The organism is Bradyrhizobium sp. 149 (genome assembly GCF_023073915.1).
GTDB lineage: Bacteria > Pseudomonadota > Alphaproteobacteria > Rhizobiales > Xanthobacteraceae > Bradyrhizobium.
The window spans coordinates 556,812-574,916 of record NZ_JADPKK010000022.1; the positions used below are offsets into that span (position 1 = coordinate 556,812).

Annotated in this window: 18 protein-coding genes; 16 read left to right on the forward strand and 2 right to left on the reverse strand. The window is 64.8% G+C overall.

What is annotated here, in order from left to right:
• The first annotated feature begins 9 nt into the window (after positions 1 to 9).
• From argS to surE, 11 genes are all read left to right on the forward strand, one after another.
• Positions 10 to 1,800 (forward strand): arginine--tRNA ligase, encoded by a 1,791-nt coding sequence (gene argS / locus IVA88_RS20270; RefSeq protein WP_247498962.1) that lies wholly within the window; start codon positions 10 to 12, stop codon positions 1,798 to 1,800.
• 139 nt (positions 1,801 to 1,939) lie between these two features.
• Positions 1,940 to 3,532 (forward strand): SPOR domain-containing protein, encoded by a 1,593-nt coding sequence (locus IVA88_RS20275; RefSeq protein WP_247498963.1) that lies wholly within the window; start codon positions 1,940 to 1,942, stop codon positions 3,530 to 3,532.
• A 45-nt stretch (positions 3,533 to 3,577) separates the two neighbouring features.
• Entirely contained in the window at positions 3,578 to 4,606 is a 1,029-nt protein-coding gene (gene nagZ / locus IVA88_RS20280) for a beta-N-acetylhexosaminidase (RefSeq protein WP_247498964.1), read from the forward strand.
• Positions 4,603 to 5,442 carry a ScpA family protein gene (locus IVA88_RS20285; RefSeq protein ID WP_247498965.1) on the forward strand — a complete coding sequence of 280 codons (840 nt, stop codon included), beginning with the start codon at positions 4,603 to 4,605 and terminating at the stop codon, positions 5,440 to 5,442. Before nagZ ends, IVA88_RS20285 begins: the two co-directional genes overlap by 4 nt.
• Before the next feature lie 21 nt (positions 5,443 to 5,463).
• Positions 5,464 to 6,216 carry an SMC-Scp complex subunit ScpB gene (gene scpB / locus IVA88_RS20290; RefSeq protein WP_247498966.1) on the forward strand — a complete coding sequence of 251 codons (753 nt, stop codon included), beginning with the start codon at positions 5,464 to 5,466 and terminating at the stop codon, positions 6,214 to 6,216.
• A gap of 166 nt (positions 6,217 to 6,382) precedes the next feature.
• Positions 6,383 to 6,619 (forward strand): twin-arginine translocase TatA/TatE family subunit, encoded by a 237-nt coding sequence (locus IVA88_RS20295; protein WP_212432541.1) that lies wholly within the window; start codon positions 6,383 to 6,385, stop codon positions 6,617 to 6,619.
• A gap of 89 nt (positions 6,620 to 6,708) precedes the next feature.
• Complete coding sequence (gene tatB / locus IVA88_RS20300; RefSeq protein WP_247498967.1) at positions 6,709 to 7,278, forward strand: Sec-independent protein translocase protein TatB; 570 nt, start codon at positions 6,709 to 6,711, stop codon at positions 7,276 to 7,278.
• The gene (gene tatC, locus IVA88_RS20305) at positions 7,275 to 8,084 is read left to right on the forward strand and encodes a twin-arginine translocase subunit TatC (RefSeq protein WP_247498968.1); all 810 of its coding nucleotides are present in this window, start codon (positions 7,275 to 7,277) and stop codon (positions 8,082 to 8,084) included. Before tatB ends, tatC begins: the two co-directional genes overlap by 4 nt.
• A 192-nt stretch (positions 8,085 to 8,276) precedes the next feature.
• A complete protein-coding gene (gene serS / locus IVA88_RS20310; RefSeq protein WP_247498969.1) occupies positions 8,277 to 9,608 on the forward strand; it encodes a serine--tRNA ligase in 1,332 nt (443 codons plus the stop codon).
• Positions 9,609 to 9,703: 95 nt separating this feature from the next.
• The gene (locus tag IVA88_RS20315) at positions 9,704 to 10,066 is read left to right on the forward strand and encodes a hypothetical protein (protein WP_247498970.1); all 363 of its coding nucleotides are present in this window, start codon (positions 9,704 to 9,706) and stop codon (positions 10,064 to 10,066) included.
• Between the two features lie 104 nt (positions 10,067 to 10,170).
• Positions 10,171 to 10,938 (forward strand): 5'/3'-nucleotidase SurE, encoded by a 768-nt coding sequence (surE, locus tag IVA88_RS20320; RefSeq protein ID WP_247498971.1) that lies wholly within the window; start codon positions 10,171 to 10,173, stop codon positions 10,936 to 10,938.
• 18 nt (positions 10,939 to 10,956) lie between these two features.
• Here surE and IVA88_RS20325 read toward each other — a convergent pair whose 3' ends face one another.
• Positions 10,957 to 11,328, reverse strand: a complete 372-nt coding sequence (locus IVA88_RS20325; RefSeq protein WP_247498972.1) for a response regulator — start codon at positions 11,326 to 11,328, stop codon at positions 10,957 to 10,959.
• Between the two features lie 223 nt (positions 11,329 to 11,551).
• Between IVA88_RS20325 and IVA88_RS20330 the strand changes: the two genes are divergently transcribed.
• Together IVA88_RS20330 and IVA88_RS20335 are read left to right on the forward strand one after the other, a co-directional pair.
• Complete coding sequence (locus IVA88_RS20330; RefSeq protein ID WP_247498973.1) at positions 11,552 to 12,202, forward strand: protein-L-isoaspartate(D-aspartate) O-methyltransferase; 651 nt, start codon at positions 11,552 to 11,554, stop codon at positions 12,200 to 12,202.
• A gap of 109 nt (positions 12,203 to 12,311) precedes the next feature.
• On the forward strand, positions 12,312 to 13,688 hold the full coding sequence (locus IVA88_RS20335) for a peptidoglycan DD-metalloendopeptidase family protein (RefSeq protein WP_247498974.1): 1,377 nt from the start codon (positions 12,312 to 12,314) through the stop codon (positions 13,686 to 13,688).
• 159 nt (positions 13,689 to 13,847) lie between these two features.
• Here IVA88_RS20335 and IVA88_RS20340 read toward each other — a convergent pair whose 3' ends face one another.
• A complete protein-coding gene (locus IVA88_RS20340) occupies positions 13,848 to 14,828 on the reverse strand; it encodes an ATP-binding protein (protein ID WP_247498975.1) in 981 nt (326 codons plus the stop codon).
• A gap of 180 nt (positions 14,829 to 15,008) precedes the next feature.
• On the opposite strand from IVA88_RS20340, the gene yajC reads away from it, so the two are divergent.
• The 3 genes from yajC to secF are packed head-to-tail and all read left to right on the forward strand — an operon-like array spanning position 15,009 to position 18,059.
• Positions 15,009 to 15,377, forward strand: a complete 369-nt coding sequence (yajC, locus tag IVA88_RS20345) for a preprotein translocase subunit YajC (RefSeq protein ID WP_106944718.1) — start codon at positions 15,009 to 15,011, stop codon at positions 15,375 to 15,377.
• A gap of 47 nt (positions 15,378 to 15,424) precedes the next feature.
• The gene (gene secD / locus IVA88_RS20350; protein ID WP_247498976.1) at positions 15,425 to 17,029 is read left to right on the forward strand and encodes a protein translocase subunit SecD; all 1,605 of its coding nucleotides are present in this window, start codon (positions 15,425 to 15,427) and stop codon (positions 17,027 to 17,029) included.
• A gap of 10 nt (positions 17,030 to 17,039) precedes the next feature.
• On the forward strand, positions 17,040 to 18,059 hold the full coding sequence (gene secF / locus IVA88_RS20355; protein WP_247498977.1) for a protein translocase subunit SecF: 1,020 nt from the start codon (positions 17,040 to 17,042) through the stop codon (positions 18,057 to 18,059).
• The last annotated feature ends 46 nt before the right edge of the window (positions 18,060 to 18,105 follow it).

The following is an 18,105-nucleotide window of genomic DNA, read 5'->3' on the forward strand; positions in this document are numbered from 1 at the left end:
GCGGCGCCCATGCCCGACACATCCTCAGCACTGCACCTGTTCGCCAACGTGCTCGCACGCGTGCACGCCGTCTGCCGCGTGCTCGCGGCGGAAGCCAACTGGCCCGAGGGCATCGATTTCGCTCGCGTGGTAGTCGAGCCGCCGCGCGATGCATCCCATGGCGACATGGCGACCAACGCCGCCATGGTGCTTGCGAAAGAGGCAAAGGCAAAGCCGCGCGATCTCGCCGAGCAGATCGCCGAGCGGCTGCGTGCCGACCCGCTGATCGCCAAGGTCGACGTCGCCGGTCCCGGCTTCATCAACCTGACGCTGCAGCCGGCCGCGTGGGCCGAGGCGCTGCGGACGGTGCTGCGCGAGGGCGCCGATTACGGCCGCGTCCGCGGCGGCTCCAAGGTCAACGTCGAATACGTCTCCGCCAACCCGACCGGACCGATGCATGTCGGCCATTGCCGCGGCGCTGTGTTCGGCGACGCGCTGGCGAGCCTGCTTGAGTTCGGTGGCCACGATGTGACCCGCGAATATTACATTAACGACGCCGGCGCCCAGGTCGACGTGCTCGCACGCTCCGCGTTCCTCCGGTATCGCGAGGCGCTCGGCGAGGACATCGGCGCGATCCCGGAAGGCCTTTATCCCGGCGACTATCTGAAGCCCGTCGGACAGGCGCTGGTGAAGGAGCATGGCGACAAGCTCCTCGCCATGAGCGAGGGCGCGTGGTTGCCGACGGTGCGCGCCAAGGCAATTGCGATGATGATGGACGAGATCAAGGACGATCTCGCCGCCCTCAACATCCGCCACGACGTGTTCTTCTCCGAACGATCGCTGCTGGAGGCCGGCAACAACAAGGTCGCCGAGACCATCGATTTCCTGCGCGCCAAGGGCGACATCTACCAGGGCCGTCTGCCGCCGCCGAAGGGGGCGCCGGCCGAGGACTGGGAAGACCGCGAGCAGTTGCTGTTCAAGGCGACCGCCTATGGCGACGACGTCGATCGCCCGCTGATCAAGTCGGACGATTCCTACACCTACTTCGCCTCCGACATCGCCTACCACAAGAACAAGTTCGATCGCGGCTTTGCCGAGATGATCGACGTCTGGGGCGCCGACCATGGCGGCTACATCAAGCGCATGCAGGCGGCGGTAAAGGCGACGACCTCCGGCAGGGGGGCGCTCGACGTCAAGATCGTCCAGCTGGTGAAGTTGCTGCGCAGCGGCGAGCCGGTGAAAATGTCGAAGCGGAGCGGGGACTTCGTCACCTTGCGTGAGGTGGTGGATGAAGTCGGCCAGGACGCCGTCCGCTTCATGATGCTCTACCGCAAGAACGACGCGGTGCTCGATTTCGACCTCGCCAAGGTCATGGAACAGTCGCGCGAGAACCCTGTGTTCTACGTGCAGTACGGCCACGCCCGCGGCCATTCGATCTTCCGCAACGCGCGGGCCGAGGTGTTCCCGGAACTCCCGGATGATACCGAAAAGCGCGTCGCATGGCTCAGTGAGTCGGCGCTGGAACGGCTGTCGGACCCGGCGGAACTTGAACTTCTCAAGCGGCTCGCAATTTTTCCGCGCATGCTGGAAGCGGCCGCAAGCGCCCATGAGCCGCACCGAATTGCCTTCTATCTCTATGATTTAGCCAGCGAATTTCATGCACTTTGGACGAAGGGGCGCGATTTGCCCTATTTACGCTTCATTATCAATAATGATGCACTTCTAACGAAGGCGCGGCTGGCCATGGTCCAGGGCGTCGTCTCTGTCCTGGCATCGGGCCTCGCCATCCTCGGCGTCCATGCTCCGGACGAGATGCGGTAGTTTGGGGCGAACTACTTAAGGGATTTCGGGGGTAACCGGCAGAAGCCGGACCGCTTAGACTTGGTTGAAAGCCTTATGGGTCGAAAGCCGTGCCTTGGTCGAGGGGCGCGCGGCTTTCCCGAAGGGACGCATCATCACGATGGCCGAACGATATCAGGACAGACCGTTTCCCTCCGATGACTATGGTCGCGGTGGCGATCAGCATGGGAGGGCAGAGAGCGGCGATCCCTTGGCCGAACTCGCCCGCCTGATCGGGCAGACTGATCCGTTTGCAGCGCAGGGGCGCCCGGGCGCGCACCCGCCAGCAGCGCCTGCGCCTGCCGAGAGCTATCAGCACGACGATTATCGTCAGGACGATGACCAGCAGGACTACGCCGAGCAGGCCTCATCGCCGCCACCCGGGCCGCCCTCATGGATGCGGCGCGCCAATGTGCAGCCGCAGACCGCGCCGGCTGAGCCCGCCTATCCCGTTTCTGCCAAGCCGGTTCATCCGTTGCATCGCTATTCAGCCCAGCCGACCGCGCCCGAGCCCGAACCTGATTTTCATCAGCCGCAAGCCTATCAGCGGCAGGCCTATCAGGATCAAGCCTATCAAGCTCAGGCCTATCAGAATCCGGCCTACCAGTACCACGACCAGGCTGACCAGGAGCAAGCCCATCAGGAGCCGTATCAGCAGCCCGATCCGGCGCGCTATGACGATGCGCTGTACGGACGGCTGGAGGCGGGCGAGCAGGACTATCAACGCGATCCCGCCTATCCCGACGATCCCTACGCGTTCCAGAGCGACTATCCGGAGGCCGATCTCGACGAGCCGAAGAAGCAGCGCGGCGGCATGATGACGGTCGCAGCGATCCTGGCGCTCGCCGTGGTCGGGACCGGCGCCGCTTTTGCCTACAAGACCTATGTGGGCTCGCCCCGCAGTGGCGAACCTCCGATCATCAAGGCCGACAACACGCCGACCAAGGTCGTGCCGGCGCCGTCGGACTCCTCGGCCAAGGTGCCGGACCGCATGGTCACCGGCGATGGCACCGAGAAGATCGTACCGCGCGAGGAAGCGCCGGTCGACGTCAACGCCAAGGCGGGAGGTCCCCGCGTTGTGTTCCCGCCGCTGAACCAGAACGCGAACCCGCCCCCGGTCGCGAGCGTGTCGCCGTCCAACATCCCGCTGTCGAGTGCGGGTCAGAACCCGAGCAACGGCACGCTGCCGAACAATTCGCCGCGGGCGATCAGGACCGTAGCCGTGAAGGGCGATCAGACCGATGCCACGGCGTCGCAAGCCGCCGCGGCCGCGAAGCCGGCAACTCTACCGAAGCCCGTTGCGGCACCGGCTGCGCCACGCACGCCCCCGACCTCGGCCAATGCCAGTGCCAACCAGCCGTTGTCGCTGGCGCCGCAATCGGCGCCGGCTGCGGAGCCGCCGCAGCGGATGGCCGCGACCAATCCGACGCAAATTGCACCCGCGAGCAGCGGTGGCAGTGGCTACGTCGTGCAGGTCTCCTCGCAGCAGACCGAGGATAGTGCCCACGCTTCGTACCGGGTGCTTCAGAGCAAGTACGGCAACGTGCTTGGCTCCCGCGCACCGGTGGTCAAGCGGGTCGACCTCACCGACAAGGGCAAGGGAATCGTCTACCGCGCCTTCGCGGGGCCGTACGGTTCGCTCGAAGAGGCGAACCAGGCCTGCAACAATTTGAAATCCGCTGGCCTGTCTGCCTGCTTCGTCCAGAGGAATTAACGGCCGTTTCCTTGACCCCCTCGCGGGTCAGGGTTAATCGGCCGTATGAGCAAGCGGGCCTTCATTACCGGCATTTCCGGAACGGAACTGACCGCCACCGAGCGGGAGTTTATCCGCAGCGAACGCCCATGGGGCTTCATCCTCTTCAAGCGCAATGTCGAGACGCCGGCTCAAGTTGCGGCACTTGTTACGGAATTGCGGGCGGCTGCAGGCTCTGCTGATGCCCCTGTCCTGATCGACCAGGAGGGCGGACGGGTGCAGCGGCTGGGGCCGCCGCATTGGCCGGTCTATCCGCCGGGCGCCATTTTCGCGGGCCTCTACGAAACTGATTCGGCGCTCGGGCTGACCGCGGCGCGCCTCAGCGCCCGGCTGATTGCGGCCGATCTCTCCGATCTCGGCATTACCGTAGACTGCTTGCCTCTGGCTGACGTGCCGGTGGCGGGTGCCGATGCCGTCATTGGGAACAGGGCTTACGGCGCCGAACCGGGCAAGGTCGCCGCGATTGCTCGCGCCGTCACCGAGGGCTTGGAACAGGGCGGCGTGCTACCGGTCCTCAAGCACATTCCCGGCCATGGCCGGGCCACAGCCGATACCCATTTCAAGCTGCCGACAGTCGATACGCCGAGAGACGAGCTCGAACGAACCGACTTCGCGGCATTCAAGCCGTTGGCGGATTTGCCGATGGCCATGACTGCACATGTTGTGTTTAGCGCCATCGATCCCGCCCATCCGGCGACGACATCTGCGACAATGATCGCCGACGTGATTCGCGGCGTGATCGGGTTCCAGGGTTTGTTAATGAGTGATGACGTGTCGATGAACGCGCTGTCGGGGAATATCGCCGAGCGGACCCGCGCGATTTTCGCGGCGGGCTGCGACATCGCCCTGCATTGCAACGGCAACATCGAGGAGATGCGCGAGGTCGCCGGCCAGACACCCGAACTGGCGGGCAGGGCGCTGGAGCGGGCGAACGCCGCGCTCGCGGCGCGTAAAGGACCGCAGCCGTTCGATCGTGCGGCCGCACGCGCCGAACTGGACGCATTGATCGCACGGGCAAACACGGCATCGGTATGACCGCAGAAATCCTATCGTTTGAAACCGGGCGTCCCGCAGAGCTCGCCGACGGTGAGCCGGCGTTGGTGGTGGACGTCGAGGGCTATGAGGGGCCGCTCGACCTGCTGCTCGCACTGGCGCGGCAGCAGAAGGTCGATCTCGCCAAGATCTCGATCCTGGCACTCGCCGACCAGTATCTTCACTTCATTGAAGCCGCGCGAAAGATCCGGCTCGAGCTTGCCGCCGACTATCTCGTGATGGCGGCCTGGCTCGCCTTTCTGAAATCGCGCCTGCTGCTGCCGGAACCGCCGAGTGCGGAAGGCCCGAGCGCGGAGCAGATGGCGACGGCGCTCGCCAACCGCTTGCGCCGCCTGGAGGCCATTCGCGAAGCGGCCAACCGGCTGATGAACAGGCAGCAATTGCTGCGCGACATCTTCCCGCGCGGCGAGCCCGAGCAGATCGCCGAGATCAAGCATCCGAAATACACAGCAACGCTGTACGATTTGCTCACCGCCTATGCCGCGCAGCGCCAGTCGCGCGTGCTGGCGAGCGTGCATCTGGCCAAGCGCACGGTGTGGTCGCTCGCTGAGGCGCGCGCCACGCTGGAGCGGCTGGTCGGCAGCATCAGCGAGCAGGACGATTGGGGCGTTCTCGACGATTTTCTGCTCCGGCACGTCGCCGATCCGACGCAGCGCGCGACGGTGCTCGCCTCGAGCTTCGCGGCTGCGCTCGAGCTGGTGCGCGAAGGTCAGCTTGAGCTGAATCAGAAAGAGGCGTTTGCGCCCATCTATTTCCGGAAGGGGCGCCCTAAGCCGGTCATGGACGCAGCTCCTGCGCCCGACGCGCCGGTCGCTTAAGTGCAACAAGGAGAATCTGCCATGGCAAGCCTGGCTGAAGTGCGGGTAGAAGAGGCCGAGCCGATGGAGAACGAGTCCCAGGCACGTCCCGAAGAATTGCGGCTGCTGGAAGCACTGCTGTTCGCTTCGAATGAACCGCTGGATACCGCGACGCTCGCCAAGCGCATGCCCGAGGGCGTGGATGTGAAGGCCGCGCTCGAGCAGTTGCAAGCCGACTATTCCTTGCGCGGCGTGAATCTCGTGCGGGTCGCCAACAAATGGACCTTCCGCACCGCGGGCGATCTCGCCTGGCTGATGACCCGTGAGAGCACCGAGACCCGCCGCCTGTCGCGCGCCGCGATCGAGGTGCTGGCGATCATCGCCTATCACCAGCCCGTGACGCGCGCTGAGATCGAGGAGATCCGCGGCGTCGTCACCTCGAAGGGCACGCTGGACGTGCTGTTGGAAACGGGCTGGATCAAGCCGCGCGGCCGTCGCAAGACACCGGGCCGTCCCTTGACCTTCGGAACCACCGAGGAGTTCCTGTCGCAGTTCACTCTGGAACAACTCGGCGATCTGCCGGGCCTGGAGGAGCTGAAGGGCACGGGCCTCCTGGATTCCCGTCTGCCGACCGGATTCAGCGTGCCGACGCCGTCGGATGACCCGACGTTGCGTGAGGACGAGGATCCGCTGGACCCGGGCGAGGACCTCGATCTGGCGCTGGCGCCTGCGGTCGAGCCCGAGCCGCCGTCGGAAGGCGGCAACGAGGGTGGCGAGGGTGGCAGCGAGAACTGACGTCCCGGCCTCTTAACGGCCCCCTGCGACCAGTTAACACTAGCAAAATTACGTAGCGCCAACAGCGAATTGGCGCTGCCTTGGTCCTTGTTTTTGACACCCGCCAAGCCTAGGTTTCGGTGAAGATCGGCCGGTCCCCGGCCATGCGCGTTTGGAGGGTTGCAGGATGGGTTCACTCAGCATTTGGCACTGGATCCTGGTGATCGCAGTGGTCCTGCTGCTGTTCGGTCGCGGCAAGATTTCGGATCTGATGGGCGACGTGGCGCAGGGCATCAAGGCGTTCAAGAAGGGCATGCAGGACGACGACAAGGTCGCCGACAAGCCCGAGCCGGCCAAGTCGATCGAGCACAACAATGCCGCGCCGACCGCGGCACGGTCCGACGTCGGCAGCAAGGCCGTCTGAGCCAGAGAGCACGCGAGACGCGGGTAGCGGACCCGATCCTGCGCGCGAGGGATTGGGCCGGCTGCGGCTTGGCGTGAACGGAAGACCTCATGTTCGACATCGGGTGGAGTGAACTGGTCCTGATCGGGGTCGTGGCCCTGATCGCCATCGGCCCGAAAGAGCTGCCGGGCGTGCTGCGCATGGTCGGGCAGTGGATGGGCAAGGCGCGCAAGATGGCCGCTGAATTCCAGGGCCAATTCCAGGAAGCCATGCGCGAGGCCGAGATGGCCGACCTCAAGAAGAGTTTTGACGAGGTCAAGGAAGCGGCGTCCGGATTCGCCGGCAACAATCTGATGACCTCGCTGCAGAAGGACGTCAGCGACGCGCTCCGCGTCGATGCGCTGGACAAGCCGGCCGAGACGTCGACCACCACCGCTGTCGAACCGTCCGCGCCTTCAAGCGAAGCGCTGACGACGCCCACCACGCCGGAAGCGCCGACGCCCGAGACCTTCGTGGAAGCCGAAGCGCATGCGGCTGTGAACGAGCCGCTCGCCGTCACCCGTGAGGTCGAGCAGGCGCAGGTCACTCAAGGTTCGGTCGCTCAAGGTTCGCTCACGCAAGGTTCGGTTACCCAGGACACTGCGCCGGCTGAAGCGATCAAGGACGCCAAAGCGTCATGAGCGCCGCCGATATCGAGGCCAGCAAAGCCCCTCTGATGGACCATTTGATCGAGCTGCGTTCGCGGCTGATCAAAGCGCTGCTCGGCTTTGGCATTGCCTTCATCTTCTGCTTCTTCTTCGCCAAGCAGATCTACAACGTGCTGGTCTGGCCTTTTGTGTGGGTCGCGGGTCCCGAGAACTCGAAATTCATCTACACGGCGCTGCTGGAATATTTCATCACCCAGCTGAAGCTTGCGCTGTTCGGCGCCGGCTTCATCTCGTTCCCGATCGTCGCGACGCAGATCTACAAGTTCGTCGCTCCGGGCCTCTACAAGCACGAGAAGCAGGCGTTCCTGCCATATCTGGTCGCGACCCCGTTCTTCTTCGTGCTGGGCGCGGCGCTGGTCTATTTCGTCGTGCTGCCGATGCTGGTCCGCTTCTCGCTCGGCATGCAGCAGGCCGGCAGCGACGAGACCGCGCAGATCCAGCTGCTGCCGAAGGTCGGCGAGTACCTGTCGCTGATGATGTCGCTGATCTTCGCCTTTGGCATCGCCTTCCAGCTTCCGGTGATCCTGACGCTGCTCGGCCGCATCGGCATCGTCACAGCCAAAATGCTGCGCGAGAAGCGCCGTTATTTTATCGTCGTTGCCTTCGTCATCGCGGCCGTTCTGACCCCGCCCGACGTGCTCAGCCAATGCTCGCTGGCGATCCCCTTGCTCGCGCTCTACGAGGGCTCGATTATCGCGGTGGGAATTGTGGAGAAGAAGGCGGCAGCTTCAAAGGCAACCGGCACCGACGTGTCGTCGCCGGCTAATCCGGCGGAGTAGGGCGGCCCGACCTCCGCTGTCATTCCCTGCGTAGGCGGGGAATCCAGTACGCCGCGACCTATCGGAGGAATCACCGACGTCTCTGGAATACTGGATCGCCCGCTTTCGCGGGCGATGACAGAGTGCTAGGGAGACGCGCTGACGTACAACGTTTGCCGTTGTTTGTTTACGCGCTGCCCCAGGACCTCGGCCATGCACGACATCAAATCGATCCGCGACAACCCGCAAGCCTTCGATGCCGGCCTCGCACGACGCGGCCTCAAGCCCTTGTCGGGCTCGCTGCTCGCGATCGACGAGAAGCGGCGCGCGGCGATCCTGGCTTCCGAGCAGGCGCAGGCGCGACGCAATGCGGCCTCCAAGGAAATCGGTGACGCCAAGAAGGCTAAGGACGAGGCGCGCGCGGCGAAGCTGATGGCGGAGGTCGCCGAACTCAAGACCACGATGCCGGAGCTCGAGGCGACCGCGAAGGCTGCCGACGAGGAGCTGGCCAAGGAGCTGTCGGCGATCCCCAATCTGCCGCTCGGCGATGTGCCCGATGGTGTCGACGAGCACGGCAATGTGCAGCGCCATGTCTTCAGCAACAAGCGCAACTACGCGTTCGCGCCAAAACCCCATGACGATCTCGGCGCCGCGCTCGGTGAGATGGATTTCGAGACGGCGGCGAAGCTCTCCGGCGCGCGCTTTGTCGTGCTGAAGAAGGGACTGGCGCGGCTCGAACGCGCGCTCGGCCAGTTCATGCTGAATCTACATATCGACGAGCACGGCTATACCGAGATCAATCCGCCGCTGCTCGTGCGCAACGAGATCATGTTCGGCACCGGACAATTACCAAAGTTCGAGGACGACCAGTTCTGGGCGATCAAGGGCGAATTGCTTGCCGCGCCGGACCATGAGCGCCTCCGGACCGAACGTCTCGGGATCATTCCGACCGCGGAGGTCGCGCTCACCAATCTCGTCCGTGAATCCATCCTCGACGAAAAGCAGCTGCCGATGCGGCTCACCGCGCTGACGCCGTGCTTCCGTGCCGAGGCGGGCGCTGCGGGGCGCGACACCCGAGGCATGATCCGGCAGCACCAGTTCAGCAAGGTCGAACTGGTCTCGATCACGACACCGGAGACCAGCAAGGACGAGCACGAGCGCATGCTCGCCTGTGCCGAGGAAGTGCTGCGGCGGCTCGACCTGTATTACCGCGTGATGACGCTGTGCACCGGGGATATGGGTTTCTCGTCGCAAAAAACCTATGACATCGAGGTCTGGATGCCAGGCCAGGGCGACGGCGGGGCATTCCGCGAGATCTCGAGCTGCTCGGTGTGTGGCGATTTCCAGGCCCGCCGGATGGACGCGCGCTCGCGCGGTCCCGATGGCAAGCCGCGGTTCGTGCACACGCTCAACGGCTCCGGCACCGCGCTCGGTCGCGCGCTGATCGCCGTGATGGAGACCTATCAGCAGGAGGACGGCTCGATCGCGGTCCCCAGCGTGCTCCAGCCCTATATGGGCGGGCTGAAGGTGGTCGCGCGCGACTAGGCCTGTTGCCAATCTGAAACGGAAGAAACGTTTGGTTGCGAAGATCGGGCGGCCGGTTATCCTGCCGGTCCCCCGACAAAGCGAACCCATCGTTCATGGCCTTGCACCGCGACATCTTCTGGGTCGGCAGACAATGGGCGGTGACAGGTGCCGGCATCCAGGCCGTCGATCAGCGGCTGCGTGGCGTGCTCGACATCGAGATCACGCGGCTCTGGGACGATCATCTGGTCCAGGGCCGGCGGGCCAAGCCCGGTGTGAATGCCGCGGATTTCGACCAGGCGCTGACGCTGGCACGCGAACGCTTTCCGCGGGCGCCTGTGCCGGACCCGTTCGTCGCACAGCTGGAGGCGCTCGGTGTCGTCGAGGCTCCGATCGTGAGCCCGGTCGTGCCGGCGATGAAGCTGCACGTGGAGGGCCGGCTGGCGCGCTTCCTGCCGCAATGGCGGGTTCGCCGGTAGCCGGAGCAAGCCGGGAACCGGCCACGGGCTCAATCGACCAGTTTGCCTGATCGGCCCCAGCCGGATAAGACGGCTCGGACCCGCTTCAGGAATCGACCTTTCGCATGCGCATTCTCTGCACCAATGACGACGGCATCCACGCCCCCGGCCTCGAGGTCCTGGAGGAGATCGCGCGCGCATTATCCGATGACGTCTGGGTGGTCGCGCCCGAGCTCGACCAATCCGGCGTGTCGCATTCGCTGTCGCTGAACGATCCCTTGCGCCTGCGCGAGATCGGCCCGCGGCACTTCGCGGTGCGCGGCACGCCGACCGACTGCGTCATCATGGGTGCGCGCCACATCCTCGGGGCCAAGCTGCCCGATGTCGTGCTGTCCGGTGTCAACAAGGGGCGCAACGTCGCCGAAGACGTGGTCTATTCCGGCACCATCGCTGGCGCGCTGGAGGGCACCATCCTGGGGCTGCCGTCCTTCGCCCTGTCTCAGGAGTTCAGCGTCGAGACGCGCGAGCGGCCGCCGTGGGACACCGCGCGCAAATTCGGGCCCGACATCCTGCGCAAGGTGATGGCCGCCGGCATCCCGAAGGACACCGTCATCAACGTCAACTTCCCGTCCTGCGCCCCGGAAGATGTGCTGGGCATTCGCGTGACGCGGCAGGGCAAGCGCAATCTCGGCTTCCTCAGGATCGACGAGCGCAGGGACGGCCGTGGCAATCCCTATTTCTGGATCGGCTTCGAGCGCACCGCGATGATGGATACGCCCGCTGAGGGCAGCGATCTCGCGGCGCTCCGCGAGCGCTACGTCTCCGTCACGCCGCTCAGGCTCGATCGCACCAACGAGGCGTTCTCCGACGCGCTGAGTGCGACGCTGAAGTAAGTCCGGCCTGGAGCGGACCTAGCCGCCGCGAAGCGCGGCTTCGATGGTCTTGCCGAGGGCGTCGAGTTGAAACGGCTTTTGAAGCGCCGGCCGATCGCGATACTGCTCGGGCAGGCCGGAGGAGCCGTATCCGGTGGCGAAGATGAACGGGCAGCCCTTCGCCTTGATGACATCGGCGACCGGCGAGATGACCTTGCCGTTGACGTTGACGTCGAGGATGGCGATGTCGAACTCGGTTGCCTGGGCGAGCCGCATGGCTTCGGTGATGTCGCCCGCCTCGGCTGCGATTGTGTAGCCAAGCTCTTCGAGCATGTCCGCGACCATCATCCTGATCATCACCTCGTCTTCGACGAGGAATACAGAGCGACCCGAAAGCCCCGTCGCGGTCATGGTTGAGTCCTTGCCCATTGCTAAAACGTTCGCAGATAACATGAATCGACGCAATGCACGTTTCGACGAGCGGATGCCTGAAAATGGCCATCGAGGCTTGCCTGTTGCAGGCCAATTTGTGGTCAAGTAGGACACCCGAAGCGTATCATGGGTTCCCTGAGCCGGAACAAGAATTTCGCACCCCAGGGTTGGCGTCCCGGACCCAAGACAGCACAAGCAGGCAATGACCTCCGATCAGCACCCGCCGGAAAAGATGATGTTTCAGCTCACGCTGAGGCGTCGGGGCATCAGCGACCAGACGGTCCTGCGGGCCATGGAGGAGGTGCCGCGCGAGCAATTCGTCGACGACGCCGATCGCGACGGCGCCTATCGCGACAGCGCGCTGCCGATCGCCTGCGGCCAGACCATCAGCCAGCCCTTCGTCGTCGCCTATATGACCGAGCAGCTCCAGCTGCAGAAGAAGCACCGCGTGCTCGAGATCGGCGCCGGCTCGGGCTATCAGGCCGCGGTGCTGTCGCGGCTCGCCGGCCAGGTGTTGACGGTCGAACGCTACCGCAAGCTTGCGGATGCCGCACGTCTCAGGCTTGAAAAGCTCAACTATCACAATGTCGAGGTGATGCTGGGCGACGGCCTCAATCTGCCTCCCAATATCGGCCCGTTCGACCGCATCATCGTCACGGCCGCGATGGAGCAGCTTCCGGACAACCTGGTCGAGCGGCTGGAGGTGGGCGGCATTCTGATCGCGCCCGTCGGCCCGCATCAGGGTGTGCAGACGCTGATCCGCCTGAGCCGGACCGAAGCCGGGATCCAGCGCAAGGAACTCGTCGAGGTCCGCTTCGTGCCGGCGCTGCCCGGGGTGGCGCGGGAGCTGTAGATTTCCGGATTGGCTGTGCTGCCAACATCTTATTGGGAGGGTTAAGCCGTTATTTACTCGGCGCGTGTTTACTTAAAACACCAGTTCTGTTGCGTACGAGTGAGTAACCATGTCCGTTGCCGCCGAGTTGCTTTACTCGCGCCGCGTGCCGCAGGTCGCGGTGCTGGCGCTGATCTCCTTCAGCTTCGCAGGGTGCAGCGCCGACATGTCGTCGCGCATGTCCCAGTCGAACTTCTCCAATCCCTTCGCGCAGGAATCGACCGGTTCGGTGCAGCAGGCACCGCCGCCGCAGCGCGAGCTTCCGCAATATTCGCGGCCGCAGACGCAGCCCGGGTCTTATCAGTCGCAGCCGTTGCCGCCGGCGGTGTCCGCGCCGCAATCCTATCCCGTTGCGGCGGGCGGCGTGTCCGGAGGCGGTCGCGGCGTCGGCTCCTACGCACCCCCGGCGCAGCCGCATCTTGAGACCACGGCCACCGTGCCGCCGCGCTCGGTTGCAGCCGCCCAGCCGGCCGGTGGAACCAAGATCATCGTCGGCACCAGCGATACGCTCGACCTGCTCGCCAAACGGTATCGCGTCACGCCGCAGGCGATCCTCGCCGCCAATGGCTATAAGGGCTCGCGCGCGCTCTCGCCCGGCCAGCAGCTGATCATTCCGCACCAGGCCACGGCCGCCGCGCCCGCGCCGGTGATGGCCCCCGTCGCGGCGGCGCCTGCTGCGAAGCCCGTTGCGACCGTTGCCGCACCTTCGAGCACGCACTTCGTCAACCATGGCGACACGCTGGCCAGCATTGCCCGCAAGAACCATATCTCGGCGGCCGAACTGGCCCGCGCGAACGGCCTCGATTCGTCTGCAAAACTTAAGCTCGGCACCAGGCTGGCCGTGCCCGGCGCCAAGACTGCCGCCCTCGCGGCGCCGGTTGCCGCGGCTCCCAGCGCAGTCGCCCCTGTCGCGGGTACGCTGCAGCCCGTAGCTGCCGCATCTGCTCCGGCCACCAAGATGGCGGCCGTCGCGCCGGTGCAGAGCGCGCGCCTGGCCCAGGCCACGGCCAATGTCGAAGAGAAGGCCACGGAAGCTCCGGCGAAAGCTACGGAGACCACCAGCGGGCTACCGACCTTCCGCTGGCCGGTGCGCGGCAAGGTAGTCACGAGCTACGGCGCCAAGACCAATGGCAAGTCCAATGACGGCATCAATGTTGCGGTGCCCGAGGGTACGCCGGTCAAGGCGGCTGAAGACGGTGTCGTTGCCTATTCCGGCAACGAGCTGAAAGGTTATGGCAATCTCGTCCTGGTTCGGCACTCCAACGGCTACGTCACCGCATATGCCCATGCGAGTGAGCTGATGGTGAAGCGCGGAGATACCATCAAGCGCGGTCAGGTCATTGCCAAGTCGGGTCAATCCGGGGAGGTGGCGTCGCCGCAGCTCCACTTCGAGATCCGTAAAGGATCGAGCCCGGTTGACCCGCTTCAATTCCTGAACGGGGCGTGAGCCTGAAGTAGGGCGCGCGCCATCGCCACAAACGCGGTGTCGTTGCTCAGTTTGACCAGCGACCCAGTACGCCGCAGCGTCTTGATCGATCAAAACCGTCTCTGGAATACTGGATCGCCCGCCTGCGCGCGCGATGACAGTTGTGAGCTACAGCTCCCGCTACGTCGCCGCCAGCTTCACACCGAGCCGTCCCGCAAGCTCCTGCACGAACTGCCAGGCGACGCGGCCCGAGCGCGAGCCGCGTGTCGTCGACCATTCAAGCGCCTCGCGCTCCAGCGCGTCGTCGTCGAGCTTGACGCCGAAATGGCTGCAATAGCCGCGCACCATGGCCAGATATTCGTCCTGGCTGCAGCGGTGGAAGCCGAGCCAGAGACCGAAGCGATCCGACAGCGAGACCTTCTCCTCGACGGCTTCGCCCGGGTTGATCGCGGTCGAGCGCTCGTTCTCGATCATCTCGCGCGCCAGCAGATGGCGGCGGTTGGAGGTGGCGTAGAGAATGACGTTCTCGGGCCGGCCCTCGATGCCGCCTTCGAGCACCGCCTTGAGCGACTTGTAGGACGCATCATTGCCGTCGAAGGAGAGATCGTCGCAGAACACGATGAAGCGGAAGGACGAGGCGCGGAGCTGCTCCATCAGCGCGGGCAGGCTCTCGATGTCCTCGCGGTGAATCTCGATCAGCTTCAGCCTGTCGGCCGGTTTGCGCTCCGCATTGATGCTGGCATGCGCCGCCTTCACCAGCGACGATTTGCCCATGCCGCGAGCGCCCCAGAGCAGCGCGTTGTTGGCGGGCAGGCCATTGGTGAAGCGCTCGGTGTTCTCCATCAGGATGTCGCGCACCCGATCGACGCCCTTGAGCAGGAACAGCTCGACGCGGCTGACCCGTGGCACCGCCGCGAGGCGGCCGTCCGGGTGCCAGACGAAAGCATCCGCCTGCTTGAACGGGTAGCGTTCGACGGCGGGCTTGCCTTGGGCGGCGAGGTGCGCCGCGATCGTCTCCAGCGCGCGAACGATGCGCTCCTGGGAGAGGTTCGGGCTCGCCTTGAGGGCTATCTTGGGACGTTTTGCCGCGACGCGGGCAGGCTTCCTGGCAGCGGAGCGGGGGCCTTTGCCGGCCGGGCTTTTGCTTGGTTTTTTGGGCATGTCCGAAGTTCCTGAGAATGCAGCCTTATCGGGCCTGAGCGCGCGCCGCAAGGTGGCCAAAAGGGCGGTCTGGCAGCGTTGCAATTGGGGCAATGGCCGCTATAGTCCGCGCGAATTTGACCGAACCGGTCGCCATTTGGGCCCGACCGGTTTTCCCCCGTTTTCACGAGGATCGTCCGAATGCTGATTACCCCTGCGTATGCCCAGGCTGCGGGCGCCGGCGACACCAGCGGCATGTTGATGTCGCTGCTGCCGTTCGCCCTGATCTTCGTGATCATGTACTTCCTGATTCTGCGTCCGCAGCAGAAGAAGGTCCGTGACCACGCCGATCTCGTGAAGAACATCCGCCGCGGCGACACCGTCGTGACCTCGGGCGGCCTCGTCGGCAAGGTCACCAAAGTCGTTGACGACGACCAGATCGAGTTCGAGATCGCCGATGGCGTGCGCGTGCGGCAGATGCGCTCGATGGTCTCCGGCGTGCGCGCCAAGGGCGAACCGGCCAAGGAAAGCGCGAAGGATAGCGCCAAGGACGACGCCGCGGCGAAGTGATCGCTTCCGCGAGTCTTTCAAGTCTCCTGATCTGACAGGTCCAGTCGATGTTGTATTTCACGCGGTGGAAGGCGCTCGGGATCATCCTGACGGCGCTGATCGTGTGCCTTTGCGCGGTCCCGAACTTCTTCCCCGAAGCGCAGGTCAAGACCTGGCCCGCCTGGGCGCAGCGCCGGCTTGTGCTCGGCCTCGATCTCCAAGGCGGCTCCTATCTGCTGCTTGAGGTTGACGGCAATTATGTGAAGAAGGAGAGGCTCGACCAGGTCCGCGACGACGTTCGCCGGACGCTGCGCGATGCCAAGATCGGCTTCACCGGCGGCGTCACCGTGCGCAACGACGCGGCCGAGGTTCGGATCACCAAGGAATCCGACCTGCAGCCTGCGCTCGCCAAGCTGCGCGAGGTGTCCCAGCCGCTGGGCGGACTGGTGGGGTCCAGCGGTCAGCGCGACCTGGATGTGAGTGACGCCGGCGGTGGCGTGATCCGGCTTGCCATCCCGCAGGCCGCGATGCTCGACCGCATGCGCAAGACCATCGAGCAGTCGATCCAGATCGTCGAACGTCGCGTCAACGAGCTTGGCACCGTCGAGCCTGTCATCCAGCGTCAGGGCAACGATCGCATCCTGGTGCAGGTCCCGGGTCTTCAGGATCCGACCCGTCTGAAGGAATTGCTGGGCAAGACCGCGAAGATGGAATTCCGTATGGTCGATCCCTCGGTGCCGCCGGACCAGGCGCAGCAGCGCGGGTTGCCCCCTGACACTGAGTTCCTGCCGAGCGCAACGCCGCCGCCACCGGGCTACGTGGTCAAGAAGCAGGTGCTGGTTGCCGGCGGCGATCTGACCGACGCCCAGGCCACCTTCGACCAGCGTACCAATGAGCCGGTCGTCAGCTTCAAGTTCAACACCTCGGGCGCGCGCAAGTTCGCGCAGGCCACGCAGGAGAATGTCGGGCTGCCCTTCGCGATCATCCTCGACAACAAGGTGATCTCGGCGCCGGTCATTCGCGAGCCGATCACCGGCGGTCAGGGACAGATCTCCGGCAGTTTCACCGTGCAATCGGCCAACGATCTCGCGATCCTGCTGCGCGCCGGCGCGCTGCCGGCGCCGCTGACCGTGGTCGAGGAGCGCACGGTCGGTCCGGGTCTCGGCCAGGACTCGATCGAGAAGGGCGAGCTTGCGGCCTATGTCGGCTCGATCCTGGTCATTATCTTCATGCTCGTGACCTACCGGCTGTTCGGCGTGTTCGCCAACATCGCGGTGGCCATCAACGTCGCCATGATCTTCGGCCTGCTGTCGCTGCTCAACGCTACCCTGACGCTGCCCGGCATCGCCGGCATCGTACTCACCGTCGGCATCGCGGTCGATTCCAACGTGCTGATCTACGAGCGCATCCGCGAGGAATTGCGGGGCGGCCGCAACGCGATCTCGGCGATCGACGCCGGCTTCAAGCGGGCGCTCGCGACCATCCTCGATTCCAACATCACCACTTTCATTGCCGCCGCGGTGCTGTTCTACATCGGCACCGGTCCGGTGCGCGGCTTCGCCGTGACGCTCGGAATCGGCATCATCACCACGGTGTTCACCGCCTTTACCCTGACCCGGCTGATCGTCGCCGGGTGGGTGCGGTGGAAGCGGCCGCAGAGCGTGCCGATCTAGGAGCCTGATTGTGAATCACACTGTTCTCATCGGGCTCGGCATTCTGATCGCCATTCTCACCGTGGTTGCGGCATTCGGCTGGCTGCCGTCGCTGCGCATTGTCCCCGACGATACCCATTTCGACTTCACGCGCTTCCGCCGCATCAGCTTCCCGATCTCGGCGGCGCTGTCGATCGTCGCGATCATGCTGTTCTTCACCCATGGCCTGAATTTCGGCATCGACTTCCGCGGCGGCACGCTCCTGGAGGTGCAGGCCAAGTCCGGCACAGCCGACATCGCGGCGATGCGTACGACGTTGGATGGTTTGCGTCTCGGCGAAGTCCAGTTGCAGCAATTCGGCGGTCCCGCCGACGTCCTGATCCGCGTCGCGGAGCAGCCGGGCGGCGACGCTGCCCAGCAGGAGGCCGTGCAGAAGGTGCGCACCGCGCTCGGCGATTCCGTCGATTATCGCCGCGTCGAGGTGGTTGGACCGCGCGTATCGGGCGAATTGCTCGCATACGGCATGCTCGGCCTGATGCTGGCGATCGTCTCGATCCTGATCTATCTCTGGTTCCGTTTCGAGTGGCAGTTCGCGCTCGGCGCCATGATCGCCAACGTGCACGACATCGTGCTGACGATCGGCTTCATGTCGATCAGCCAGGTCGATTTCGACCTGACCAGCATTGCGGCGCTTCTGACCATTCTGGGCTATTCGCTCAACGACACCGTCGTCATCTACGACCGCATCCGTGAGATGCTGCGGCGCTACAAGAAGATGCCGATGCCGCAGCTTCTCAACGAATCGATCAACTCGACGCTGTCGCGCTCGATCATCACCCACTTCACCGTGACGCTGGCGCTGCTGGCGCTGCTCCTGTTCGGCGGCCATGCCATCCACAGCTTCACCGCGGTGATGATGTTCGGCGTGGTGCTGGTCGGTACCTACACCTCGATCTTCATCGCGGCCCCGATCCTGATCTACCTCGGCGTCGGCGAGCATCGCGAAGATGCGGCCGACAAGGCTACGCCGGCGAAGAAAAGCAAGGCATGATCCGAACCGCATGCTCTCGCGGACGTTTGCGAGGGCAGTAAGCTCA